This is a genomic window from Aquabacterium sp. (assembly GCF_029946005.1).
Taxonomy (GTDB): domain Bacteria; phylum Pseudomonadota; class Gammaproteobacteria; order Burkholderiales; family Burkholderiaceae_C; genus Aquabacterium.
Window position 1 is genome coordinate 103,535 of the sequence record NZ_JAQSDR010000027.1, and the last position, 23,493, is coordinate 127,027.

The following is a 23,493-nucleotide window of genomic DNA, read 5'->3' on the forward strand; positions in this document are numbered from 1 at the left end:
AAAATCCTTGGCAAATATTCCATTTTACCTTGATGATCCCCTGGGAAAGTCCCCCTCGGGGGCGGGTTTGTATTCTGGAAAAATCTCCTCCTTTGTTTGATTGATTTTCGGAAGTTTCATGGGCAAGCCGCGTCGTACCCTGGTTTTTGGCAAACGTCTTCATTCTGGCGGGACGGCGCCTAGGCAATATCTCACCGGCATCGATATCCTCCACGGGCATGTGTGTGTCCCGCTGATATTCGTTTACAAAAAGGGCTTTGACCTTGCCCTGGCCGAGCGTGGCTTGCTGGAAACCTTGAAGCACTATCCCTTGGTTTCGGGGCGCTACCGAAAGGATGAGCAAGGGCAGGTTTACAGCGACGGACAGGATCACGGTATCGACTTTCGGGTCTACCGTTGCGAGGGCAAGATGTCCTATGGCGATCACAAGCCGCTGGGCAAGGACATCAAGCATTTCTACAAGTCGTTCATGCCCTGGCAGGTGATTGACAAAGACTTGCCCTTGCTTCAAGCCGACATTCACCAGTACGAGGATGGCGGCATCGTGATGTGCGTGTACATGGTGCACTCCACATTCGACGGGACCAGTTTTTTTGGCTTCATGCTGAATTGGTCGAGGGCGTGCCGTGGTTTGGCGATCGAGGTGCCTTCATTCGACCGCAGCGTGATGATCGACGCGGGCCGGACCGGCATCGACACCACGGGTTTCGATCTGGTCTACCAACCGCGCATCCTGGATGGCATCGCCCTCATGTCGCGCTTGGGTTGGCGAGCCGTCGTCGATGTCAGGAAAGAGATTTTCCGGATTCCCGCGCACGCCATCCAGGCCTGGAAGGACCAGGCCCAAACTGAGCTGGGCGATGCCAGCAGCGTGAACACCGGCAAGCTGGTCACCGCGTATGTGCTGCGGGCGCTGTCGCCGCTGATGCCAACCGGCGTGCCGCGCAGTGTGGGCATGGCGCTGGACATGCGCTATGTGCGGGGAATGACCTTGCCGCGCGACTACTTCGGCAACGGCCTGTGCTATGCCCAGGTTCACTACAGCGAGCAGGACCTGGCTCAACAAAGCCTGCCCGCGCTGGCCGAGAAGTGCAAGCCTGCGGCCGACCAGGTCAGTGCCGCGAACGTGACCAAGCTGCTGACGGTGGCCGAACAGGCCCGCCAGAAGAAATCCATCTGGCGACTGATCTTCAAGCCCGCGGTGGACACCTTGCGTGGCGGCATCATCCAGAACAACCTGTCTTTGCTGCCGATCTACGAGGTCGACCTGGGCCGCGGTACGCCGGACTGGTATGAAACATTCGCCATGACCATCCGCATGATGGCCTTGGTGTCCACGCCGCAGAAGGATGGTGGCATCGACCTGCACATGGCAGCCAGCAAAGCCGAACTGAACGCGCTGCGGGCCCAGTTGGTGGCCGACGGCATGTCAGGCAAGGCTTGACGATCATGGCCAAGTTGCGCACCACCCTGATCCTGGACAAACGCCTTCATGCCGGGGTGACCGCGCCTCGGCAATACCTGTCGGGCCTGGACATCTTCCATGCGCATGCCGGCATCCCGGTGGTCCTGGTCTACAAAAAAGGCTTTGATTTGGCGGTGGCCGAGCAAGCCTTGCTTGAGACCCTGAAGCATTACCCGATCATGACCGGGCGCTACAAGAAGGACGAGCAGGGCCAGGTCTACGTGGACAGCAACGACGCCGGCATCGATTTCCGCGTGAGCCGCTGCGATGGCGCGATGCCTTATGGCCCTGAGAACCCGGCGGGCAAGGACGACATCAAGCAGTTCTTCAAGCTGGTGCTGCCCTGGCAGGTGGTCGACAAAGACACGCCGCTGCTGCAGGTCAACATCTTTCAATACGATGATGGCGGCATCCTGATGTGCTGCTACGCGCCGCACTCGCTGCTGGATGGCTCCAGCTACTGGGGCTTCATGCAGAACTGGTCGAATGCCTGCCGTGGCCTGGCCATCAAGCCACCGTCCTTCGACCGGCAAGTCATGATCGACGCGGGCCAGACCGAGGTCGAGGCCGACAGCTACGACCTGATGGTCGCGCCGGGCTGGCTTGACTACATCGGCATCATGCTGGGCCTGGGCTGGCGCGCCGTGACCGGCTTGAAGAGCGAAGTGATGCGGGTACCCGCCCAAACCATCCAGCAATGGAAGTTGCAGGCCAAGGCCGAGATGCCCGAGTCGGCTGGCGTGAGCACGGTCGAGTTGGTCACCGCCTATGTGATGAAAGCGTTCTCGCCCTTCATGCCTCGGGGTATGGAACGCAGCGTGGGCCTGGTGCTGGACCTGCGCTACAAGCGGCGCCTCAAGCTGCCACGCGACTTCTTTGGCAATGCCCTGTGCTATGCCGAAGCGCGCTACAGCGAACGCGACCTGGCGCAGCAAAGCGTGCCCATGCTGGCCGAACGCTGCCGCCCGGACAATGACCAGGTCAGCACCGCCAGCCTGTTCAAAATGCTGGCGCTGACGGAAACGTACCGGCAAAAGAAGGCGGTCTGGAAGCTGATCTTCAAGCCCACGATCGAGACCTTGCGCGCCGGGCTCATCCTGAACAATGTGATCCAGTTGCCGATCTATGACATCGACCTGGGTCGCGGTACGCCCGACTGGTACGACATCTGCCCCATGACCATCCGCATGCTGATGGTGGTGAACACGCCGCAAAAAGATGGGGGGGTGGACCTCCACGTGACGGCCCGAAAGGCCGAGTTGAAGGCGCTGCGGGCCAGCCTGAAGGCCGACGGCATTTCTGGCTGAGGCTGAGGCAGGCCGCTCAGTGCGGCAGTTTCACCGACTTGGCTTTTTCAAGGAGCAGGGCGTGGCCCGATGGGCGCAAAAAGCCGTCGCTCAAGAGCTTGTCCGCATGCTGCTTGTAGGCTTGGAAGTAGGCCGCATCGCTTGGATAACGTGAGCGCAACACTTCGGCATCCAGGGGCTTGGCAGTGCCGCCCGCGATGCAGGCAAAGCCCACCCAGAAACCCAGCGAGTTGGTCGGGCCGTTGTTGAACATGCCATAGCTCGCGGTCGGCACATCCAGCTCGGGCAGGCGCAAGCCGCCCATGGCATTGCCCAGGGCATCGTCTTTCACAAACCCCACGCCGGTGCGTTGCAGGCGAGGCGCTTTGGGCGGTGGTGTACCGGCGAGGACCCAGTGGCGCAAGGCGTGCAGGGCCGCGTGGTCGAACACTTGGGTCGGCAGCTTGCTCGAGGGGTTGAAACACTGGGGCGTGGTCAATTGGGCATCGGCCTGGCTGGCGGTCAGCGATTCTTCGCGCATGTGCACGTCATAGTGGGTGCCGCCTGCCAGCTCCCAATACCGCAGCTTGTCGGAGTCCGGCGTCTTGGAGAGGGGCCAGCTCACGGCCACCTCCATCTCGGTCTGCACCTGCATCAAGGGCACTTTCGAGTCGGTGCGCACCTTGGGCATCACGATGTTGATGTGCCAGCCGTTCACCTGGATGGCGGCCGGGGTGGCCCCCCGCATGTAGAAGCCGTCGTAGGCGTTGCTGCGCGGTTGAAAGGCGTTGATGAAGGTGAAGAGGAACGAGGCCGATTTGGAATAGCCCATGCCCAGCAGCTTGACAGGGGTGTCAGGGCGGCCCCACTGTGGGGCGGCCTGGCGGATGGCCACCGCAGCGTGGTCATAGATGTCGAAGGAATAATCGCTGTCGCTGACCACGGCTTGCGCATAGCGCTCGGGGTTGGCTTTTTTAAGTGATTTGACACTGGCCGCTTCGGCACTCACGCCGACCCAGGCATAGCCCTCGCGCTCGATCTCGTCGCGCGTGACCATCCAGCCGCCATCGACGTCAAAGCCCAGGGATGTGTTCAGCCACTCGACCAGCACGATGCCGTTGAAGCGGGCCGGATCCTGGGGGCGGCGCACCAGCACACGGGTCTCATAGGCTTGGGGTTCACCGCGTGTCTTGAGTTTCCAGTGGCCATCGTCGTTCCAGTCGCCATCGGTGGAATAGGCCTGGGATTGGCCGCGCAGGCGGAACTCTTCTTCCGTGTAGCCTGCGGAGGCCAGTTGCGCCCGTCGGCTCGAGGTCGGCCTGCCGGGGGCCGAGGGCAGCAGGGTGTGTGCCGTGAAGCTGGCTTCAGCCTTGCCGGAGGTGGGTGCCTGCGCCAATGCCGTGCAGGCGGCTTGGGCGAGGGCCACGCACAGCAGCAAGCCGCGCAGCAAGTGGATCAAGCCTGGCGCAAGCACTCGATGATGCTCAACTGGCCAGCCCGCCAGGCTGGCACGAAGCCACCCAAAAAGCCCATCAACAAGGAGAAGGACATGGTTTGAACCGCCACGTTCCAGGTGAACTTGAAGCGGAAAGCCATCTCGGCAAAGGTTTGGTAGTTCAGGGTGGAGATGTTGACGGTCTGCATCAGCGAGGCCGCCATCAAGCCCACGATGCCGCCCACCATCGCCAGGCCCAGCGACTCGCCGAGGAAGGCCATCAGCACGGCTTCGCGGCGGAAGCCCAGCGCGCGCAGGGTGCCGATCTCGCCAATGCGCGAGGCCACGGCCGCGAACATCGTGATCATGGCGCCGACGATGGCGCCGATCGAAAAAATCACCGACAGCGACAAACCCAGCAGCTTGATGAACTTGGTCATGCCTTCGGACTGCTCGGCGTAGAAGCGGGCCTCCAGCTTGGCGTCGAGCTGCAACTGCGGGTCGTCGGCAATGGCCTGGCGGATGCCGTTGAAGGCTTCGATGCTGGCCAGCTTGAAGACGATGCTGGCATAGACCGCGCGGCGGAAGGCCTGCATGACTTGATCGACGTCTCCCCAGATTTCGGAGTCGAAGCCGCTGCGTTCGGCGTCGAAGATGCCGACCACGGTCCATTCGCGGCCCGCCATGGTGACGGTGTGGCCGAGGCTCATGTTGGCGAAGCCACGGGCCACGGCGCGACCGGCCACGATCTCGGAGGTGCCTGGGCGGAACATGCGGCCTTGAACGATCTTCACCTGCGGGCGGATGGCCAGGCCAATCTCCGAGGTGCCTCGCAGGGTCACGTTGGCCATTTCAAGCGTCTCACGCTTGGGCAGGTTGTTGAGCACGGCCACTTCGCGCGACACCAGCCGGCGGCCTTGGCTGTCGGTGGCGATGCCTGGCATGGCGTCCAGGTTGCTGGCCTGCGACCGGGTGATGGCGGAGTTGATCTCGGCCCCGGCGCCTTTGCGCAGGATCAGCACGTTGTCGGGCTGGCCGGTGGCCACCATGGTCTCGTTGATGCCCTCGCTCATCATGAGCACGGTGGCAAACACGAAGACCACCAGGGCCATGCCGCCGGCCGTCAGGATGGTGGTGACGCGGCGCACCCAGAGGTTGCGCAGCACGTAGGAAAGGGGGATGGCTCTCATGTCAGGCGCACCATCAAGCCACGTGGCGAAGGCCTTGAACGATGTCGATGTTCGACATCTTCCAGGCCGGCCAGGCGGCCGAGATCAGCCCCACGACCAGGGCCGCGATGCCTTGGTAGATCATGGTGGTTTGGGACACCTCAAACACCTTGAACAGGTTGTTCGTCTGGTGCAAAAACCCAATCGCCAGTGGGAAGGTCATGGCAATGCCGATGGCGCCACCGATGGCCGCGATCATCAGGCTTTCACCGAACAGCAGCTTCACCACGAAGGATGGCGAAAAGCCCAGCGCCTTGAGCGTGGCGTATTCGGCCAGGCGCTCGCGCGCGGTCATGGTCATGGTGTTGGCCATCACGGCCATGATGATCAGGATCACCACGAAGCTCACGGCGCGCACGGCCATCAGTATGGCTTCGCTCATCGAGACGATGCCCAGCTGGAAAGCCTTTTCGGTTTCGGTGCGCGTTTCGGCCACCGAGTTTTTGAACATCGTGTCGATCTCTTGCGAGATGGCCGAGGCGCGGCCCGGATCCTTGATGTTGACCATGTAGATGCCGACCTGGTTGGCGGCGGCCGAGCCCAGGCGCTGGCGCACGCTTTCAGCCAGCAAGCCCCAGTGCATCATCATCAGGCTTTCGTCGGTGCGCGCATCGGTGGCGTGGTAAATGCCCCGGATGTTGAAGTTCCAGTTGCCGGGGTAGACGGTGCCGCTCAAGGGGATGGTGTCGCCAACCTTCCAGCCAAAGCGCTGGGCCAGCTTGCGGCCAACGATCGCGCCCTGGCGGTCGGCCATGAAGGCGGACTTTTCCTCTTCGCTGATGATGTACTCGGGGTACATGGCGAAGTAGCTGTTGCCATCGACCGCAAAGCGGGCAAAGAAGTTGCGCCGGTCGATGTAGATGCCGCCGAACCAATTGACCCAGGTCACGCCGGTGACGCCTTCAATTTTCTTGATGCGGTCCGCGTAATACAGGGGCAGGGGGTAGCCCACCGAGATGGCGCTGCGCGTGATCAGGCGCGTGTTGGAGGTGCCGTCCACGCCGGCGTACCAGGCATCGACCACGGTGCGCAACAGGCCGAAAGCGCTGATCGCCACGATCAGACCGACCATGGTCAGCAGCGTGCGCAGCTTGTGCCGGAAGGCATTTTTCAGCAGCAACTTGAAGAGGAACATGTACTACCTGGCCTCTTGTGACTCAATGCCCGCTGGCACCGGGGTCGGTCACCAGCACACCCTTTTCAAGGTGGATCATGCGGCTGGCTCGCGAGGCGGCTTTGGGGTCGTGGGTCACCATGACGATGGTCTTGCCCAGGTCGCGGTGCAACTCGTCCATCAGCTTGAGAACTTCTTCGCCGGTGGCGCGGTCCAGGTCACCAGTGGGTTCATCGGCCACGATCAGGGTTGGGTCGGTCACCAGGGCCCGTGCAATGGCCACGCGCTGCTGTTGGCCACCAGACAACTCGTTGGGGTAGTGGTCCATGCGGTCGGACAGCTTCACCATGGCCAGGCAGGCCTCGACATGGTGCTTGCGCTCGCGCCGACTCAGGTTGGTCAGCAGCAGGGGCAACTCGACGTTCTCATAAGCGGTGAGCACCGGCATGAGGTTGTAGAACTGGAAGATGAAACCCACATTGGCGGCGCGCCAGTCGGCCAGTTCGCTTTCGTCCAGCGTGGCAATGTCCACGCCATTGATCTTGATGGTGCCCGAACTGGGCTGGTCGATGCCGGCGATCAGGTTGAGCAAGGTGCTCTTGCCCGAACCGCTGGGGCCCATCAGTGACACGAACTCGGCGCGTTCCACTTCCAGGTTGATGTCCATCAGGACGGGGATGGGCTGACCGCCACGCGTGTAGGTCTTGGTCAGGTGGTCGATGCGGATGACGGGATCGCGCTTGCCTGCGGTATCACTCATGATGGGCTGTGGCTGCAGTTCAAGGTGTGCCGACGCTGACGCGCGAGCCGTTTTTCAGGCGGGCGGGCGGGGTGGTCACCAGCTTGTCGCCAGATTTGACGCCACCGGCGATCTCGCGCAGGTCACCCAGCTTGCGGCCGGGGCGAACGCTCAACTCTTCCACGGTCGATGCCCCGCCTTCGCCCGCCTTGACGCGGTAGACGACGCTGGCGCCATCCTTGCCAGCGATGGCCGCGTTGGCCACGGCCAGCACAGGTTGCTGGTCGGCATCGGTGATGGCCTGCGACAGGAAACTCACCTTGGCGCTCATCTCGGGCAGGATGCGGGCATCCAGCTTGTCAAAGCGTATCTTGGTCATGACGGTGGCTTTGGCGCGGTCCACCGTGGGGACGATGCCGGACACGTGGCCACGGAAGCGCACGGAGGGCAGGGCGTCCAGGGTGATCTCGACGGGCTGGCCCACCTTGGTCTTGGACAGGTTGCCCTCGGACACGTCGGCTTCGACTTCCAGGGTGCTCATGTCGGCCATGGTCACCACGGCGCCTTGGGCGCCAGCGGCGCTGGACATGGGGGTGATGATGTCGCCCACGTTGGCGTTCTTGACCAGCACGACGCCGTCAAACGGGGCGCGGATCTCGGTGTAGTCCAGGCCGACCGTCTGCACCTTGACCTGGGCCCGGGCCTGTTCCAGCGCGGCCTTGGCGGCGGACACCGCGGCAAAGGCGGCCTTGTTGCGGCTCACGGTGGTTTCAACCGACTGGGGGGAGAGGAAACCTTGGGCCTCCAGGCCTCGGGCGCGGGCGGTCTCGGCGCGTGCATTGATCAACTGCACGTTGGATTGCTCCAGGTTGGCTTCAGCCTGGTGAACAGCGGCTTCGGCACCCAGGATGGCGGCCTTGATGTCGCTGCCGTCCAGGCGGGCGAGCAGGTCGCCCTTCTTGACGTGCGAGCCTTCACGCACATTGAGCTCAATCAGGCGGCCGGAAGCCTTGGAGGCCACGGCGGAGCGGCGTTGGGCGACCACATAGCCCGATGCAGTGAGTTGCACGTATTGCTGGGAGGGCGTGCTCATCACCACGGTGGTGGTGGTGACCTCGGCCGTGCGGGGCACCAGGAAGTAAGCGGCGGCGCCGATGGCGGCCGCCCCCAACAGAACCCAGGGCAGGATGCTCTTTTTCTTTTTCACCGAAGCTTGAACACCTCTGTCGATCTTGAGTTTGGACAGGGCCGAAGGGACGGGTACATCAGTCATGGTGTTGCAAGGGGTAAAGAAGGCGATTTTGCACTGTCCTGTGATCCATAACGCTAATCGTTGTGCCGACCCTTGAATCGATGGGTCCGCGGGTTTTCTGGATGGACAAATGCTTCGGTGTGTGCTTGTTCTACTGCGCGTGCGCTGGTTCTGCGGTGGGGTTTTTGATTCGTTGAGCAACAAAGGACGGGGTTTCGTCCGATGGCAGGTGGCGCGGCAAACTCAGGCCAAGGTGTGCTTCGGCGTCGGCGATGCACCCTTCTTCGGTGCCTCTGGCCAGGAATCCGGCGGCGATCAGGGATCGGACGTACAGCTTGTTGTAAAAAAAGCCCAGCACCACGTTGCTGACGCTGAACGTGAGCGCGCCACCCACGACGACCAGCAAGCACAGCTTCCATTCGCGCTGGTACATCGGAAGCAGGGCGCCGAACTGCAGCACGCGCCAACTGAACCCAATGGGCGCCGTGCGCGTGATGCCTGTTCGGGGGTGTTCAAAGGTGATGAAATTTTGCGTCATCGCTGAGTGCCGAAACCGTGTGGCTGGTCCCTTTCAAAGCCTGTTGCGAGTCTACGGCACAGGGGACGAGCCCACCCTAGGGGATTGCGTGGTCGCTTGTTCAAGGGATGGGCGTTCGGGCAGACTTCACGGGTGCGAAGGGCGGCGAGGCGAAGAGCGCAAAATGTGCACCATCGTGGCCCATAACTTGCTGGTGTCACACAGACGCCTGCACACTGGTGCAGGCCAGTCCTTTCCGGAGATCAGTGTGTCCATTCACGTCGCCCTTAATCACGTCACACATTACACCTACGACCGCCTGGTCAATTTGTCTCCTCAAGTGGTGCGTTTGCGCCCAGCGCCTCATTGCAGAACCAGGATCTTGTCCTACTCATTGAAGGTCGAGCCGGCCAACCATTTCGTCAACTGGATGCAGGATCCGTTCGCCAACCATTTGGCCAGGTTGGTGTTTCCTGAACAGACGCAGGAGTTCAAGATCACGGTGGACCTGGTCGCCGAAATGGCGGTCTACAACCCCTTCGATTTTTTCCTGGAGCCCGAGGCCGAGAACTACCCCTTCTCGTATGAAGCGGGCCTCAAGCACGACCTGGCGCCTTATTTGGTCAAAGATCCCGCCACACCCCTGTTCCAGAAATTCGTGGACAGCATCGACCTCAAGAAGGTCCGCACCATCGATTTCCTGGTGGGCTTGAACCAGCGTCTGCAGGGCGACATCAGCTACACCATCCGCATGGAGCCCGGTGTGCAGACGCCCGAGCAAACGCTGACCCTCAAATCCGGTTCATGCCGTGACACGGGCTGGCTGCTGGTTCAGGCCTTGCGACACCTGGGCTTGGCTGCGCGGTTTGTGTCCGGATACCTGATCCAGCTCAAGGCCGATGTGGCGGCGCTGGATGGCCCTTCTGGCACCGAGGTCGACTTCACCGACCTGCACGCCTGGTGTGAGGTTTTCCTCCCTGGTGCAGGGTGGATCGGACTGGACCCGACTTCGGGCTTGATGGCGGGCGAAGGGCATATCCCGGTGGCTTGCACCCCCGAACCCACCACCGCAGCGCCCGTCAGCGGTGCGGTGGACGAGTCCGAAGTGAGCTTCAGCCACGAGATGAGCGTCACGCGCATTCACGAGTCGCCGCGCGTCACCAAGCCCTACACGGCGGAGCAATGGCAAGCCATCGACGCCTTGGGCCACGATGTGGATCAGCACCTCAAGAACAGCGATGTGCGCCTGACCATGGGCGGCGAGCCCACTTTCGTTTCGGTGGCTGACCGCGAGGGCGAAGAGTGGAACACCACCGCGATGGGCCCCACCAAGCGGGGGCTGGCCACGACCCTGGTACACAAGCTGCGCGAGCGCTATGGCAAGGGCGGTTTCCTGCACTTTGGCCAGGGCAAGTGGTACCCGGGCGAGCAGTTGCCGCGCTGGGCCCTGTCCATCTTCTGGCGCACTGATGGTGAGCCTTGCTGGCACGACCCCAGCCTGTTCGCCGACGAGCAGAACGGTGTCAGCTACAACAGCGACGATGCCAAGCAGTTTGTCGAGACCTTGGCCGCCAAATTGGGCGTGGGCACCAAGCACATCCTGCCGGGCTATGAAGACGCTTGGTACTACATGTGGCGCGAGCGTCGCTTGCCCATCAATGTCGACCCGTTCGACACGCGCCTGGAAGACGAGATGGAACGCCTGCGCTTGCGCCGCGTCTTCGACTATGGCCTGGACAAGACGGTGGGCTATGTGCTGCCGCTCAAGCGCGAGTCGGCCCCGATGATCGATGCGCCGCGCTGGATCAGCGGCCCGTGGTTCTTCCGCGATGGGCGCATGTACCTCGTCCCGGGTGATTCGCCCATGGGCTATCGCCTGCCGTTGGATTCGCTGCCTTGGGTGTCCGCCGAGCAATACCCATATACGCACGAGCACGATCCCTTTGCGCCTCAGCCCGCTTTGGCGCCTGCGGCGCAACTGAAGGCCCAGTACGCGCGCCATCAGATGCAGGTGGATGCGGGCTTGCCGACCAAGGGCGAACTGGGCCTGGGTGCAGGCGCCGCCTCGGGGGCCGATGGGCATGGCTTGACCATCACAGGTGATCCGGGGCGCGCGCCCAACCGTTTCGAGTCCGCCCACTGGGTCACACGCACGGCCTTGTGCGTCGAGGTGCGCAACCCCGACCGCAGCAATGGCCCCAAGGTGGAGGAGCAGGGCAAGGGGGGGGGCGTGATGTACGTCTTCATGCCGCCTTTGACCGTGCTGGACGACTACCTCGACCTGCTGGGTGCGGTGGAAGCCACGGCCACCGACCTGGGCGTCCAGATCGTGCTGGAAGGCTACCCGCCGCCACGCGATGGCCGATTGAAGCTGCTGCAGGTGACGCCCGATCCTGGTGTGATTGAGGTCAACATCCACCCCGCCTCCAGCTGGGCGCAACTGGTGGACCACACCGAGTTCCTGTACCAGGCTGCGCACGAAACGCGCTTGTCGACCGAGAAGTTCATGGTCGATGGCCGCCACACCGGCACCGGCGGCGGCAACCACTTCGTGTTGGGCGGCGCCACGCCATCCGACAGCCCCTTCTTGCGTCGGCCCGACCTGATCCCCAGCCTGCTGACCTTCTGGCACAACCACCCCTCGCTGTCGTACATGTTCTCGGGCATGTTCATCGGGCCGACCAGCCAAGCACCCCGGGTGGACGAGGCGCGCACCGACCAGGTCTATGAGCTCGAAATCGCCATGCGCGAGATCGAGCGCCAAGTCGAGGTCTGGGGCCATTGCCCGCCGTGGCTGATTGACCGCGCGCTGCGCAACTTGTTGGTTGATGCTACCGGCAACACGCACCGCAGCGAGTTCAGCATCGACAAGCTTTACTCACCCGATGGTCCGACCGGCCGCCTGGGTCTGCTGGAGTTGCGCGCGTTTGAAATGCCGCCGCACCCCCACATGAGCCTGGTCCAACAGCTGTTGTTGCGTGCCCTGTTGGCCTGGTTCTGGCGTGAGCCCTACAAGGGCCATGGCGCACAGCGCCTGACGCGTTGGGGCACGGGCTTGCACGACCGTTTCCTGCTGCCCAGCTTCGTCGAGCAAGACTTTGACGATGTGTTGACCGAGTTGTCGCAGGCAGGCTTCAACTTCGATCCGGCCTGGTTTGCGCCGCACTTCGAGTTCCGCTTCCCCTTCGTGGGTGAAGTGGCCACTGGCGGCACACGCTTGACGGTGCGCACGGCCCTTGAGCCCTGGCACGTGATGGGTGAAGAAGGCTCGCCAGGGGGCACGGTGCGTTATGTCGACTCATCGCTGGAGCGCCTGGAAGTGCGTGTCACGGGCCTGAATGGCAACCGCCATGTGGTCACCGTCAACGGCCACATGCTGCCTTTGCACCCCACGGGTCGCGTTGGCGAATACGTGGCGGGTGTGCGTTACCGCGCCTGGCAGCCGCCATCGTGCTTGCACCCCACCATTGGTGCCGACGCGCCGCTGACCATCGACTTGGTCGACAGCTGGCAGAAGCGATCACTGGGTGGGTGTCAGTACCATGTGGCACATCCGGGCGGGCGCAACTACGACACCTTCCCAGTCAATGCCTATGAGGCGGAAAGTCGGCGTTTGTCGCGCTTCTTCCGCATGGGGCACACGCCGGGCGTGATGTCGGTCAAGCCGCTCAAGCCTGGCATTGAGCACCCGCTGACGCTCGACCTGCGCACCGCCAAAATTGGTGGGGTTTGAGGAGCGAGCCATGACTGGCCTTGTCGTCGGCTTGCTGCTCTTCCTGGGCCTGCATTCCATCCGCATCTATGCCGAAGGCTGGCGCACTCGGCAATTGGCGCGAATGGGTGAAGTCCGCTGGAAGGGCCTCTACACCCTGGTGTCCTTGCTGGGCTTCGGGTTGATCGTTTGGGGATACGGCCAGGCGCGCATGGCCCCCGTGGTGTTGTGGCCCACGCCGGTCTGGACCCGGCACCTGGCGGCGCCACTCACCTTGGTCGCTTTCGTCATGCTGGCCGCGGCCAATGTGCCCGCGAATCACCTGAAAGAGAAACTGGGGCACCCCATGTTGGCAGGCACCAAGGTTTGGGCCCTGGCGCATTTGCTGGCCAACGGCACCTTGGCCGATGCCGTGCTGTTTGGCAGTTTTTTGGTGTGGGCGGTGCTGTGCTTTCGGTCCTCGCGCAGGCGGGATCGGGTTAATGCCGTTCGTTATCCAAAGGGTGCCTTGCGCGGTGATGTCATCACGGTGGTGGTGGGCTTGGTGATCTGGCTGGTCTTTGCTTTCTGGGCCCATGGCTGGCTGATCGGTGTGCGTCCTTTTGGCTAACCCTTGGTCAAAATCTTGCGTGCCTCTTTGACAATACGGGCAGTTCGAGCGAAGCTGCATTTTTCCATTGCCCCCGATGCCATCCTCCCTGCAGTTGTTTGACGATGACCCTGATCAGCCAACTGCCGCTGAGGCCTTGTTGCGCCGAGCGCGGCCTGTGGATGCAGGGCACTACGACGACCTCCGTGATGCCGAGGGCCACCTTCGTCCGGGCTGGGAGGCCTTTGCCGAGCACCTGGGGGGCCCCCTCGACGACTTGGGGCAGCGGCAGGCTTTGCTGGCTCGCCAGATCCAGGAAGACGGCGTCACTTACAACATTTACAGCGCGCAGGGTGGGGCTTCCCGCCCGTGGTCGCTGGAGGTGTTGCCCCGACTGATCGAGCCGCAAGACTGGCGGCTGATCGAGCAAGGGGCGGCCCAACGCGCCAGCCTGCTCAACCAGATCGCTGCCGACGTATACGGCGAGCAAAAACTGCTCAAGGACGCCTACCTGCCTGCGGCCCTGGTGCTGGGCCACCCCGGATACCTGCGCGGCCTGCATGGCGTCAAGCCATTGGGCGGCGTCTACCTGCACGTGGTGGCCTTTGACATGGTCCGCGCGCCCGATGGTGCCTGGTGGGTGGTGTCTCAGCGCACCGAGGCGCCATCGGGCCTGGGCTATGTCATGCAAAACCGACTGATCGTGTCGCGGCTGTTCCCCGATGCGTTCAGGGCCATGAGCGTGCAGCATCTGGCCAGTGGTTTTCGCCGCCTGCTGGAGACCTTGCAGACCTTGGCCGAACCCTGCGCCAATGGCCAATCCCCACGTCTGGCCTTGCTGACGCCCGGACCATACAACGAAACCTATTTCGAGCATGCCTACCTGGCACGCTACCTGGGCTTGCCCTTGGTGGAAGGCGGCGACCTGACCGTGCGTGACGAGCGCCTGTACCTGAAAACGGTGCAGGGCCTGGAGCCCATCCACGGCCTGCTGCGCCGCCTCGACGACGACTACTGCGACCCGCTGGAGCTTCGCAGCGACTCCACCCTGGGTGTCCCCGGCCTGATGCAGGCTGTGCGGGCGGGCAATGTGGTCATGGCCAACGCCTTGGGCACGGGCTTCCTGGAGTCGCCCGCCGTGCATGGCTTCCTGCCAGCCTTGTCCCGGCACCTGCTGGGCAAGGAGTTGATGCTGCCCTCATTGCCGACCTGGTGGTGCGGTGAAAACGCGGCATGGCAGGACGTCAAGGCCGACCTGGGCGAGCAGGTCATCCGGCCGACGTATCCCTTTGGCAGCGTGCCGTTCGAAGCGGTGGTCGGGCCCAGCCTGGATGCCGCGGCGCTCAAGACCTGGAGCGCCCGCATTGAGCGCGACCGCGCCGCCCACACCTTGCAGAACTTCGTGCCCTATGCGCAACTGCCGGTGTGGTCTCAAGGTCAGTGCAGCATGCGCGGCGCTTCATTGCGGGTCTATGCCCTGGCCGATGGCAAGGGCGGCTGGCAGGTGCTGCCGGGTGGCATGACCCGCATCGCCACGCGCGACTCCGGGCCCGTGTCCATGCAGCTGGGGGGCAGCAGCCTGGACACCTGGGTCATCACGGATGGCGCGGTGGACACCTTCTCCATGCTGCACCAGTCACTGCGTGTCGAAGACCTGGTCCAGCGTCAGCGTCCCGTGGCCAGTCGCATGGGCGAAAGCATGTTCTGGATGGGCCGCTACACCGAGCGCACCGAGTTTCAGCTTCGCCTGGTGCAAGGCTTGTCCAGTGTGCTGGCCGATGACGACGAGACTGATCCCGCCGTGCTGGAGGCCTTGTCCGACCTGGCCCGGACCAATGGCCTGGTGCCCGATGGCACGCCCAGCCTGACCAAGTCACCGCGCGTTTTCGAGCGCGCCACCGTCGAGGCCCTGGGCGATGTGCGCGCCGAGCAAGGCGCCTACAGCCTGGCCTACAACCTGGGGGCGCTGGAGCGCTCGGCACAGGCGCTGCGCGAACGGCTTTCACCCGAGCATTGGCGATTGCTGCGCGGATTGGGCGACAACTTCCGCCAACGTTTGCTGGGTCCCGACGGTGGCGATCAGCCCGACCTGGAGGATCCCGAGGACGATGCCGACAACCTGCCCGACCTGGTGAATGTGCGCGAGGCGCTCGACCACCTGGCCATGCAGTTGGCGGCGGTCACCGGCTCACAAACTGACCGCATGACGCGTGACGCGGGCTGGCGCCTGCTGACGGTGGGCCGCTTGCTGGAGCGCCTGGTCAGCTATGCGGGCATCTTGCAGGCCTTCTGGCAACGCGAGGCCATGCACACGCCGCAGGGCTTTGATTTGCTCCTGATGCTGTTTGACAGCGCCATCACTTTCCGCGCGCGCTTCCAGCGTCGCCTGGAGTTGCCAGCCTTGCTGGCCATGTTGGTGATTGACGAAACCAACCCGCGGTCGATGGCCTGCGTGTTGCGCCGCTTGCGCACCGAGCTGGGCAAGCTGCCCGACCGGGCCGGCCCCAAGGAGGACCTCTTGGCGCTGCTGCCGCAAGAAGGCGTGGGCATCACGCTGGAAGAGTTGTGCGAGCCCGAGCTGGGCAATGCCGCCTTGCAGGTGTTGGCGCAACGCCTGATGCAGGCGGGCTGGCTTTTGTCCGACGAGTTGGGACGTCGCTACTTTGCCCACTCCGAACCCACTGAACAGATGGTGAGCGCGTGACGACCGATTTGACCGCTTCTGCACAACGCCTGACCGTCGAGCACGAGACCCTTTACCGATACGCCCGTGCGGTGGACATGGCCCAGCACATCGCCTGTTTGCGCCCCTTGTCGGACGAAGGCCAGGTGCTGGAGCAATTCGAGATGAGCGTCAGCCCCTTGCCTGCGCAGCACAGCACCCGCCGGGATGCGTTTGGCAACAGCCGCGCGTATTTCGCCCTCAATGCGGCGCACAAGGAACTCAAGGTGGTTGCCCGGAGCCAGGTGCAGGTCAAAGCCCGCTACCACGGCCTGGACCCGGCTCTGGGCGCCACCTGCGGTGAGGTGCGCGAGCTGCTGACCTACCGGGCGGAGGCGCCGTTCGAGAGTGCGAGCGAGTTCGCCTATGCATCTCCTTACGTGCCCATGCACGATGAGTTGCGCGACTACGGGGCCCAGTCCCTGAAGGACGACCGCCCCTTGGCCGAAGCCGTCATCGAGCTGATGACCCGCATCCATGAGGACTTCACCTACGCGCCTGCATCCACCGACATCTCCACCCCCATCCTGGCGGTTTTCAAGCAACGCAAAGGGGTGTGTCAGGACTTCGCTCACCTCATGCTGGGCTGCTTGCGGGCTTGCGGTCTGGCGGGGCGCTATGTCAGCGGCTATTTGTTGACCCTGCCACCAGAAGGGCAGGCCCCGTTGGTGGGCGCCGATGCCTCGCATGCCTGGATCAGCGTGTGGTGCCCCGGCTTGGGGCTGCCTGCCGGTGATTGGCTGGATCTGGACCCCACCAATGATTGCGTGCCCGACACGCACCATGTCCGGGTGGCCCATGGCCGTGATTTCGGCGACGTGACGCCCTTGCGCGGCGTCATCCGGGGTGGCGGAAAGCACACCTTGTTGGTGCGAGTCACCACGCGCCTGCTCAAAGAAAGCGTCAAAGAGTTGACGCAAGCACCAAAATAGACTGATATTGCACTGCGATGTGGCGCATTGCCCGAAAGGTGTGCCATGCCTGAGCCATGCTTTCAAGGGCTGGCACACTCCATGCATTGCTTTGTCAGACCGCTGTTTTCAAGGGACTCCCTGACGGGACGAAGTCAATGAGATTCTTCGACGAAATGCACGTCAACAGCGCCAAAGTGCGCGACCACTACCAGGTCTATGACCGCTGGTTGGCCAAGCAGCCCCGCGACGTGATGCGTTCACGCCGCGAAGAGGCTGAGATGATTTTTCGCCGTGTCGGCATCACCTTTGCGGTGTATGGCGACAAGGACGAAACGGGGGCCGGCAGTGAACGCCTGATCCCTTTCGACCTGATCCCTCGCATCATCCCGGCTGATGAGTGGCGTGAAATGGAAAAGGGCCTGCGCCAACGCGTGACGGCCCTGAATCGTTTCCTGCACGACATCTACCACGACCAGGAAATCCTCAAGGCTGGCATCATCCCGTCCGAACCGGTGCTCAACAACGCTCAGTTCCGCAAGGAAATGATGGGCTTGAAAGTGCCGGGCGACATCTATTCCGTCATCGCAGGCATCGACATCGTGCGGGCCTGCAACCCGGATGGCTCGGGCACCTACTACGTGTTGGAAGACAACCTGCGCGTGCCCAGCGGTGTGAGCTACATGCTCGAGAACCGCAAGATGACCATGCGCCTGTTCCCCGAGCTGTTCTCGGAGCACCGCATTGCGCCGGTCGCGCATTACCCGGATTTGCTGCTCGACACCCTTCGCGCCGTGGCGCCTGCCTCGGTCAACGAGCCCACGGCCGTGGTCCTCACGCCGGGCATGCACAACTCGGCCTACTTCGAGCACGCCTTCCTGGCGCAGCAGATGGGCATCGAGCTGGTTGAAGGCGCCGACATGTTCGTCAAGGACGACTTTGTCTACATGCGCACCACACGTGGCCCGCAGCGTGTCGACGTCATCTACCGCCGCGTTGATGATGACTTCATGGACCCGGAAGTTTTCCGCAAGGATTCGACCCTGGGCGTGGCCGGTTTGCTGCGCGCCTACCGCGCCGGCAACGTGACCCTCGCCAATGCCATTGGCACCGGCATCGCTGATGACAAGTCGATCTACCCTTACGTGCCCAAGATGATTGAGTTCTACCTGGGCGAGAAACCGATTCTGCAAAACGTACCGACCTTTTTGGGCCGCGACAAGAACGACCTCAAGTACGTGCTCGACAACCTGAAGGACCTGGTTGTCAAGGAAGTGCACGGCGCGGGTGGTTACGGCATGTTGGTGGGCCCGGCGTCCACCACGGCCGAGATCGAAGATTTCCGCAAGCAGCTGCTGGCCAACCCCAGCAACTACATCGCGCAACCCACCTTGTCGCTGTCCACCTGCCCCACGTTTGTGGAGTCGGGCATCGCGCCTCGCCACATCGACCTGCGGCCCTTCGTGCTGTCAGGCAAAACCGTTCAGATGGTGCCGGGCGGGCTCACCCGCGTGGCCCTGAAAGAAGGCTCCTTGGTTGTCAACAGCTCACAAGGCGGTGGCACCAAGGACACTTGGGTTCTGGAAGCATGAGGAGGATCCCACCATGCGTTACGACGGCTCTCGCGCTCAAAGTCAGCCCCCCGAACCACCAGACGACAGTACCCCGGCCGACCGGCTGGAACCACGTCTGAATCTCCACACTCCACACACGGAGTCCCGAATGCTTTCTCGCACCGCCGACCACCTCTTCTGGATGGCCCGCTACATGGAGCGGGCTGAAAACACAGCCCGCCTGCTTGATGTCAATTACCAGACGTCCTTGCTGCCGCAGTCCGACGCCTCAGCGATGCAGGGCTGGAAGGGCTTGCTCGGCATCAGTGAGTTGAGCGAGGAATACCAGAAGCGTTTTGACAAGATCACCGCGCGTGACGTCATGAGCTTCATGGTCAGCGATGCCAACAACCCGTCCAGCATCCTCAGCTGTCTGCGGGCCGCGCGCGAGAACGCCCGTGCCGTGCGTGGCGCCTTGACCACCGAAGTCTGGGAGACCACCAACCAGACTTGGCTGGAGTTCAACCGCCTGCTGAGCACCGGCGCCTTGAAGAAGGACCCAGCCGAACTGTTTGAATGGGTGAAGTTCCGCTCACACCTGTCGCGCGGCGTGACCTTGGGCACCATGCTGCAGGATGAGTCATTTCACTTCCAGCGCATCGGCACCTTCCTGGAACGCTCCGACAACACGGCGCGCCTGCTGGACGTCAAATTCCACAGTCTGGACACCGAGTTTTTCGGGTCTGGTGCCGGTAACGAAGCCAAGGAAGTCGATTTCTACCACTGGTCTGCGGTGCTGCGAAGCGTCTCGGCTTTCGAGGTCTACCGCAAGGTCTACCGCAATGTGATCCGGCCCGAGAAGGTGGCCGAGTTGCTGATCTTGCGCCCCGACATGCCGCGCTCCTTGCTGGCCAGCATGAACGAAGTGGTCAGCAATTTGCGCGCGGTCGCCAACGACCAGAGCGATGACACCTTGCGCCGTGCGGGACGCCTGCGCGCCGACCTGCAGTATGGCCGGATCGACGAGATCCTGGCCACCGGCCTGCACGCCTACCTCACCCAGTTCCTGGACCGGGTGGGTGACTTGGGCTACGGCATCAGCCGCGATTTCCTGATGCCGGCTTGAGGCGAGCTCAGCGCGAAGGCAGTGGTGCGGTGTTCACCACGGCCTTGGCGAAGTCCGTGCCGATGACGGTTGAACCTGCCGAGGTGGGGTGGTTTGCATCCCAGAACAGGTACTTGTCGGGTCTGGCACACACGGGGCCAGGCACGCCCGGGAACACGGGGTTGTAGCAGGGCTCCGTCACGTTGTTGCCCTCGGCCGCAGCCTGAACCATGCGCAACTGGGAATAGGTGTAGGTTTCAAAGCTGCGCACCTGGGCCTGTGGATATTGCTTGGCAAAGGTTTTGAGCGTGTTGGTGAGCACGATGGCGAACTCGGCGCTGCGTGCCTTGGCGTTGACCAGGTAGTTGCTCAAGGTCTTGTTGTGGTCGTGCGCGGAAGGAGTGATGCTCAGGTCGGGCATTTGCGGCACGAAGAAGTGGCGTGCACCTCGCTGGTACAGCTTGCTCATGCCCTTGTTGATGTTGTTGGCGATCTGGTAAGTCGTCAACTTGTTGAAGATGTTGCCGTCGGCGTAGTAGTCATCAGGACCGGTCCACAACACATACAAGGCGTTGGCATCCACGGGTGTGGTGGTGCTGGGCTGATTGTCCAGAAAGTCCTGGATCTGCTTGAGCATGCCTTGTTGCATGCCATAAACAGGCATCAGATTGTTGGTGCCCGAGCGAGCCCCGGCAAAGGCGTAGTTCACCAAGGGAATGTTCAGCGCATTGGTCATGGCCTCGATCACCACGACGCCATCGGAGAAGCGCCCGCGTTTGCTGGGCGCGTCAGGCATGGCACGGCCTCCGAAATGTTCCAGGCTGTCGGCCAGGTTGCCGGTGTCGCTCATGCTGTCACCGAACGAAATGGCCTGGCTGTAGCTGTTGGCGAAGATCTCTGTCGGCGGCGTGGGTGCCAGGGGCACGGGTCGCAACCGGATGGCTTGCTTGATGGTCAGCATGCGCAGCCCTTCGGAGTAAGGCTTCACTGCAGGGCCAAATGCTCCGAGGATGGTGTTCCACACCAGGGGACTTGAGCCAATGACATAGGCGGTCTCCGGCTTGAGAACAACGCTGCTGAGCTGGCCGGTGAGCGCCAGCGCCAGAGGCGGCAGTTGCTGAGCCATTGCACCGGGCGATGCCATCAAGGTGGCGGCCGGGAACACCCAGGCTGCCAATGTGCGGGTATTGAGTTCCATGTTTCCCTTTGGTTTGTAACGTGCGTTAATGTTACCCTGCAGAACAAAAAAGCCGAGCGATCAAGCTCGGCTTTTTGCAGCATGTGGTGGGGGCTTATTGAGCGGGTGGCACGTAGCCTTGCACCTGGTCACCACCGCCACCAAAGAAGAACTGCTCCATCTGACGTGCGAGGTATTGGCGCGCACGTGCGTCGGCCAGGTTCAGCCGGTTTTCATTGACCAGCATGGTCTGATGCTTGAGCCACATCTGCCAGGCTTCCTTGCTGACCTCGTTGTAAATGCGCTTGCCCAACTCACCGGGGTAGGGCGCGTAGTCCATGCCTTCGGCTTCTTTTTTGAGGTGGGTGCATTGAATGGTGCGTGCCATGAGTGGGGATGTCCAGGAAAAGTCAGTGGGTGGGGCTGGGGCGTTTTTCGCGCACCCTCCAATGGTACGAGGATTGGACGGGTCTGTTCAACCATGGGGTTGTTGGTAAAGCTCATGGGCGCCATCAGGTCATGGTGGTTTTCATGGAACGATACGAGGTTCCATCAGGAGACTTTGGATGAAATGTGATTCATGGACCGCCATCGGCGTTCTGGGCGTGTGCCTCACCGTGGCGGGTTGTTCTTCGGCACCCAAATCCGCGCCAAGCCAGGCGCTGCTCGCACCGGTCAATCCAACTTGTGGTTTGACCACGGCGTCCAGTGGCGAATTGGGCCTGAGTTGCCTGCTCACCGGGCCCCTTGCGGACACCCAGGTGGATGCTGAGCGCCCGGGCAACACAGCCTGCAGCAGCGACAGTTTCTTGGTCTTCAAGCAAAACATCAGCGCGCCGATCTGGCTGGTGCATGGCCAGAAAGGGGATGAGGGGCCCTTGCACGTGCGCGTCGGAGGCCGGGTGGGGCCAGGCACGCATGCCGGCAAAATTGGCAAGTCCGCTGGCAACGATTGCGATGCCATCGTCGGCCCGGTGGCCAATTTGGTGACCCAATATGGTGGAACCTATGTGGCCATGGTCGATAAAACCCAACGGCCTGTTTGCGTGTCCCATTCCCGGTTGATCCTGAGCACGTTCACCCAGAAGCTGTCCGTGGGCTTGTCGAAGGACATCAGCGACGTCACCCGCGAAAGCACCACTGATACCCTGCAGAAGCGACTTGATCTTGAGGTGGCCACGCAGGTCAACCAGTATCTGCACCCTGGCAAGGCCTTGCCCGAGGCCGCGATCAGCCGCCACGGCCGCTGTCCCGATGGTTTCAGAACCTTTGTCGGCAACTGAGGCAGCCCAGACGCGCGAACCTTACTTGAGTGGCTTGACCAGCACCTGCGAGCGCCGGTCCCATTTGTAGTGCCGCTTGCGTGCTTCGGGCAACCAGGCCGGGTCGACCGGTGCAAAGCCGCGTTTGATGAACCAGTGCATGGTCCGCGTGGTCAGCACGAACAATGAGGATGCGCCCATCGCGCGGGCGCGTTGTTCGATGCGCTTTAGGATGCGCTCGCCGTCGCCTTGGCCCTGCACATTGGGCGAGACGGTCAATGCGGCCATCTCCGCCGTGCCAGATTCAGGGTAGGCGTGCAGCGCGGCGCAGCCAAAGATCACGCCATCGTGCTCAATCACGGTGTACTGGGCCACGTCGCGCTCGATCTCGGTTCGGTCACGCTTGACCAGGGTGCCGTCTTTCTCGAACGGTTCGATCAGTTGCAGGATGCCGCCGACGTCGTCGGGCGTGGCCTCGCGCAGGCTTTCCAGCTTCTCGTCCACGATCATGGTGCCCACACCATCGTGGGTGAACACCTCCATCAGCAGGGCGCCATCCACCTTGAAAGGAATGATGTGCACGCGCTCGACTCCGCCTTCGCTGGCCTTGACGGCGTGCTGCAGGTAGAAGGCCGTGTCGGTGGGCTGCATGGGGTTGGGCAGGGTGGCCACCAAGCGTTTGGCATCGGCCAGCGCCAGTTCCTGGTCGATCTCATCGTCGTTGTTCTGGGTGGCTTCCAGCTCCACCGCTTTGTCGGGGGACTGCACCACGCTTTGCAAGATGCCTCGCACCTCGGTCACGAAGATCAGCTTGTCGGCCTGCAAGGCGATGGCGGCGCTGGTGGCCACGTCTTCCATGCTCAGATTGAAGGCCTCGCCCGTGTGCGAGAAACCAAAGGGCGACAGCATGACCATGGCGCCGGTGTCGATGGCGCGGCGCACCGGCATGGCGTCGATCTTGCGCACCAGGCCGGTGTGCATGAAGTCCACACCATCCACGATGCCCACGGGGCGTGCAGTGACGAAGTTGCCGGAGATGACGCTGACCGAGGCCCCGGCCATCGGCGTGTTGGGCAGTCCCAGCGAGAAAGCGGCTTCGATTTCGTAGCGCAACTGGCCCGCGGCCTCTTGGGCGCAGTCCAGCGCCACCGAGTCGGTGATGCGCATGCCGTGGCTGAATTTCGACTCCTGGCCTTTGGCCCGCAGCTGTTCTTCCAGCTGCGGCCGGAAACCGTGGGCCAGCACGATCTTGATTCCCATGGCCTGCATCAGGGCCAGGTCTTGCACGAAGCTTTCCAGCTTGCCGGCGGCGATCAACTCGCCCGAAAGCCCCACGACGAAGGTTTTGCCGCGGTGCGCATGGATGTGGGGTGCCACGGAGCGAAACCAGGGCACAAAGGTGTGGGGAAAAACCAGGTCCATGAA

General features: G+C 62.6%; 18 protein-coding genes. 9 read left to right on the forward strand and 9 right to left on the reverse strand.

The window, feature by feature from the left end; translation table 11 throughout:
• Nucleotides 1–118: 118 nt before the first annotated feature.
• Together PSV38_RS13725 and PSV38_RS13730 are read left to right on the forward strand one after the other, a co-directional pair.
• The gene (locus PSV38_RS13725; RefSeq protein ID WP_300548316.1) at nucleotides 119–1,444 is read left to right on the forward strand and encodes an acyltransferase; all 1,326 of its coding nucleotides are present in this window, start codon (nucleotides 119–121) and stop codon (nucleotides 1,442–1,444) included.
• A gap of 5 nt (nucleotides 1,445–1,449) precedes the next feature.
• Nucleotides 1,450–2,772: an acyltransferase gene (locus PSV38_RS13730; protein ID WP_300548318.1), complete on the forward strand. Its 1,323-nt coding sequence runs from the start codon at nucleotides 1,450–1,452 to the stop codon at nucleotides 2,770–2,772.
• Nucleotides 2,773–2,788: 16 nt separating this feature from the next.
• Here the strand turns inward: PSV38_RS13730 and PSV38_RS13735 are convergent, their stop codons facing one another.
• From PSV38_RS13735 to PSV38_RS13760, 6 genes are all read right to left on the reverse strand, one after another.
• Nucleotides 2,789–4,210 (reverse strand): alpha/beta hydrolase domain-containing protein, encoded by a 1,422-nt coding sequence (locus PSV38_RS13735; protein ID WP_300548320.1) that lies wholly within the window; start codon nucleotides 4,208–4,210, stop codon nucleotides 2,789–2,791.
• A complete protein-coding gene (locus PSV38_RS13740; protein ID WP_300548322.1) occupies nucleotides 4,207–5,376 on the reverse strand; it encodes an ABC transporter permease in 1,170 nt (389 codons plus the stop codon). Before PSV38_RS13740 ends, PSV38_RS13735 begins: the two co-directional genes overlap by 4 nt.
• Nucleotides 5,377–5,389: 13 nt before the next feature.
• Nucleotides 5,390–6,550 (reverse strand): FtsX-like permease family protein, encoded by a 1,161-nt coding sequence (locus PSV38_RS13745; protein ID WP_300548324.1) that lies wholly within the window; start codon nucleotides 6,548–6,550, stop codon nucleotides 5,390–5,392.
• 22 nt (nucleotides 6,551–6,572) lie between these two features.
• On the reverse strand, nucleotides 6,573–7,289 hold the full coding sequence (locus PSV38_RS13750) for an ABC transporter ATP-binding protein (protein WP_300548326.1): 717 nt from the start codon (nucleotides 7,287–7,289) through the stop codon (nucleotides 6,573–6,575).
• A 19-nt stretch (nucleotides 7,290–7,308) separates the two neighbouring features.
• Entirely contained in the window at nucleotides 7,309–8,541 is a 1,233-nt protein-coding gene (locus tag PSV38_RS13755) for an efflux RND transporter periplasmic adaptor subunit (RefSeq protein ID WP_300548328.1), read from the reverse strand.
• Nucleotides 8,542–8,671: 130 nt separating this feature from the next.
• Nucleotides 8,672–9,058, reverse strand: a complete 387-nt coding sequence (locus PSV38_RS13760; RefSeq protein WP_300548330.1) for a hypothetical protein — start codon at nucleotides 9,056–9,058, stop codon at nucleotides 8,672–8,674.
• Between the two features lie 247 nt (nucleotides 9,059–9,305).
• Between PSV38_RS13760 and PSV38_RS13765 the strand changes: the two genes are divergently transcribed.
• From PSV38_RS13765 to PSV38_RS13790, 6 genes are all read left to right on the forward strand, one after another.
• Nucleotides 9,306–12,770, forward strand: a complete 3,465-nt coding sequence (locus tag PSV38_RS13765) for a transglutaminase family protein (RefSeq protein WP_300548332.1) — start codon at nucleotides 9,306–9,308, stop codon at nucleotides 12,768–12,770.
• Nucleotides 12,771–12,780: 10 nt separating this feature from the next.
• On the forward strand, nucleotides 12,781–13,359 hold the full coding sequence (locus PSV38_RS13770) for an NnrU family protein (protein WP_300548333.1): 579 nt from the start codon (nucleotides 12,781–12,783) through the stop codon (nucleotides 13,357–13,359).
• Nucleotides 13,360–13,435: 76 nt separating this feature from the next.
• Nucleotides 13,436–16,042, forward strand: coding sequence for a circularly permuted type 2 ATP-grasp protein (locus tag PSV38_RS13775; protein WP_300548334.1), 2,607 nt, complete (start codon nucleotides 13,436–13,438; stop codon nucleotides 16,040–16,042).
• Complete coding sequence (locus tag PSV38_RS13780) at nucleotides 16,039–16,992, forward strand: transglutaminase family protein (RefSeq protein ID WP_300548336.1); 954 nt, start codon at nucleotides 16,039–16,041, stop codon at nucleotides 16,990–16,992. Before PSV38_RS13775 ends, PSV38_RS13780 begins: the two co-directional genes overlap by 4 nt.
• A 137-nt stretch (nucleotides 16,993–17,129) precedes the next feature.
• Nucleotides 17,130–18,563 carry a circularly permuted type 2 ATP-grasp protein gene (locus tag PSV38_RS13785; RefSeq protein ID WP_300548338.1) on the forward strand — a complete coding sequence of 478 codons (1,434 nt, stop codon included), beginning with the start codon at nucleotides 17,130–17,132 and terminating at the stop codon, nucleotides 18,561–18,563.
• Between the two features lie 130 nt (nucleotides 18,564–18,693).
• Nucleotides 18,694–19,650 (forward strand): alpha-E domain-containing protein, encoded by a 957-nt coding sequence (locus PSV38_RS13790; protein WP_300548340.1) that lies wholly within the window; start codon nucleotides 18,694–18,696, stop codon nucleotides 19,648–19,650.
• A gap of 7 nt (nucleotides 19,651–19,657) precedes the next feature.
• On the opposite strand, the gene PSV38_RS13795 is transcribed toward PSV38_RS13790, so the two are convergent.
• Together PSV38_RS13795 and PSV38_RS13800 are read right to left on the reverse strand one after the other, a co-directional pair.
• Nucleotides 19,658–20,827 carry an SGNH/GDSL hydrolase family protein gene (locus PSV38_RS13795; protein WP_300548341.1) on the reverse strand — a complete coding sequence of 390 codons (1,170 nt, stop codon included), beginning with the start codon at nucleotides 20,825–20,827 and terminating at the stop codon, nucleotides 19,658–19,660.
• A gap of 94 nt (nucleotides 20,828–20,921) precedes the next feature.
• Nucleotides 20,922–21,194 (reverse strand): oxidative damage protection protein, encoded by a 273-nt coding sequence (locus tag PSV38_RS13800; RefSeq protein WP_290659268.1) that lies wholly within the window; start codon nucleotides 21,192–21,194, stop codon nucleotides 20,922–20,924.
• Nucleotides 21,195–21,372: 178 nt separating this feature from the next.
• Here PSV38_RS13800 and PSV38_RS13805 point away from each other — a divergent pair, with 178 nt between their 5' ends.
• Complete coding sequence (locus PSV38_RS13805) at nucleotides 21,373–22,089, forward strand: hypothetical protein (RefSeq protein ID WP_300548345.1); 717 nt, start codon at nucleotides 21,373–21,375, stop codon at nucleotides 22,087–22,089.
• Between the two features lie 21 nt (nucleotides 22,090–22,110).
• On the opposite strand, the gene argA is transcribed toward PSV38_RS13805, so the two are convergent.
• Complete coding sequence (argA, locus tag PSV38_RS13810; RefSeq protein ID WP_300548346.1) at nucleotides 22,111–23,490, reverse strand: amino-acid N-acetyltransferase; 1,380 nt, start codon at nucleotides 23,488–23,490, stop codon at nucleotides 22,111–22,113.
• Nucleotides 23,491–23,493 lie beyond the last annotated feature (3 nt).

What these genes read in the sequence shown, in the direction of transcription:
- PSV38_RS13725 (WP_300548316.1), top strand. Translation starts at nt 119, where the DNA reads ATGGGCAAGCCGCGTCGTACCCTGGTTTTTGGCAAACGTCTTCATTCT.
- PSV38_RS13730 (WP_300548318.1), top strand. Translation starts at nt 1,450, where the DNA reads ATGGCCAAGTTGCGCACCACCCTGATCCTGGACAAACGCCTTCATGCC.
- PSV38_RS13740 (WP_300548322.1), bottom strand. Translation starts at nt 5,376, where the DNA reads ATGAGAGCCATCCCCCTTTCCTACGTGCTGCGCAACCTCTGGGTGCGC.
- PSV38_RS13745 (WP_300548324.1), bottom strand. Translation starts at nt 6,550, where the DNA reads ATGTTCCTCTTCAAGTTGCTGCTGAAAAATGCCTTCCGGCACAAGCTG.
- PSV38_RS13750 (WP_300548326.1), bottom strand. Translation starts at nt 7,289, where the DNA reads ATGAGTGATACCGCAGGCAAGCGCGATCCCGTCATCCGCATCGACCAC.
- PSV38_RS13755 (WP_300548328.1), bottom strand. Translation starts at nt 8,541, where the DNA reads ATGACTGATGTACCCGTCCCTTCGGCCCTGTCCAAACTCAAGATCGAC.
- PSV38_RS13760 (WP_300548330.1), bottom strand. Translation starts at nt 9,058, where the DNA reads ATGACGCAAAATTTCATCACCTTTGAACACCCCCGAACAGGCATCACG.
- PSV38_RS13770 (WP_300548333.1), top strand. Translation starts at nt 12,781, where the DNA reads ATGACTGGCCTTGTCGTCGGCTTGCTGCTCTTCCTGGGCCTGCATTCC.
- PSV38_RS13775 (WP_300548334.1), top strand. Translation starts at nt 13,436, where the DNA reads ATGCCATCCTCCCTGCAGTTGTTTGACGATGACCCTGATCAGCCAACT.
- PSV38_RS13785 (WP_300548338.1), top strand. Translation starts at nt 17,130, where the DNA reads ATGAGATTCTTCGACGAAATGCACGTCAACAGCGCCAAAGTGCGCGAC.
- PSV38_RS13790 (WP_300548340.1), top strand. Translation starts at nt 18,694, where the DNA reads ATGCTTTCTCGCACCGCCGACCACCTCTTCTGGATGGCCCGCTACATG.
- PSV38_RS13795 (WP_300548341.1), bottom strand. Translation starts at nt 20,827, where the DNA reads ATGGAACTCAATACCCGCACATTGGCAGCCTGGGTGTTCCCGGCCGCC.
- PSV38_RS13800 (WP_290659268.1), bottom strand. Translation starts at nt 21,194, where the DNA reads ATGGCACGCACCATTCAATGCACCCACCTCAAAAAAGAAGCCGAAGGC.
- PSV38_RS13805 (WP_300548345.1), top strand. Translation starts at nt 21,373, where the DNA reads ATGAAATGTGATTCATGGACCGCCATCGGCGTTCTGGGCGTGTGCCTC.
- argA (WP_300548346.1), bottom strand. Translation starts at nt 23,490, where the DNA reads ATGGACCTGGTTTTTCCCCACACCTTTGTGCCCTGGTTTCGCTCCGTG.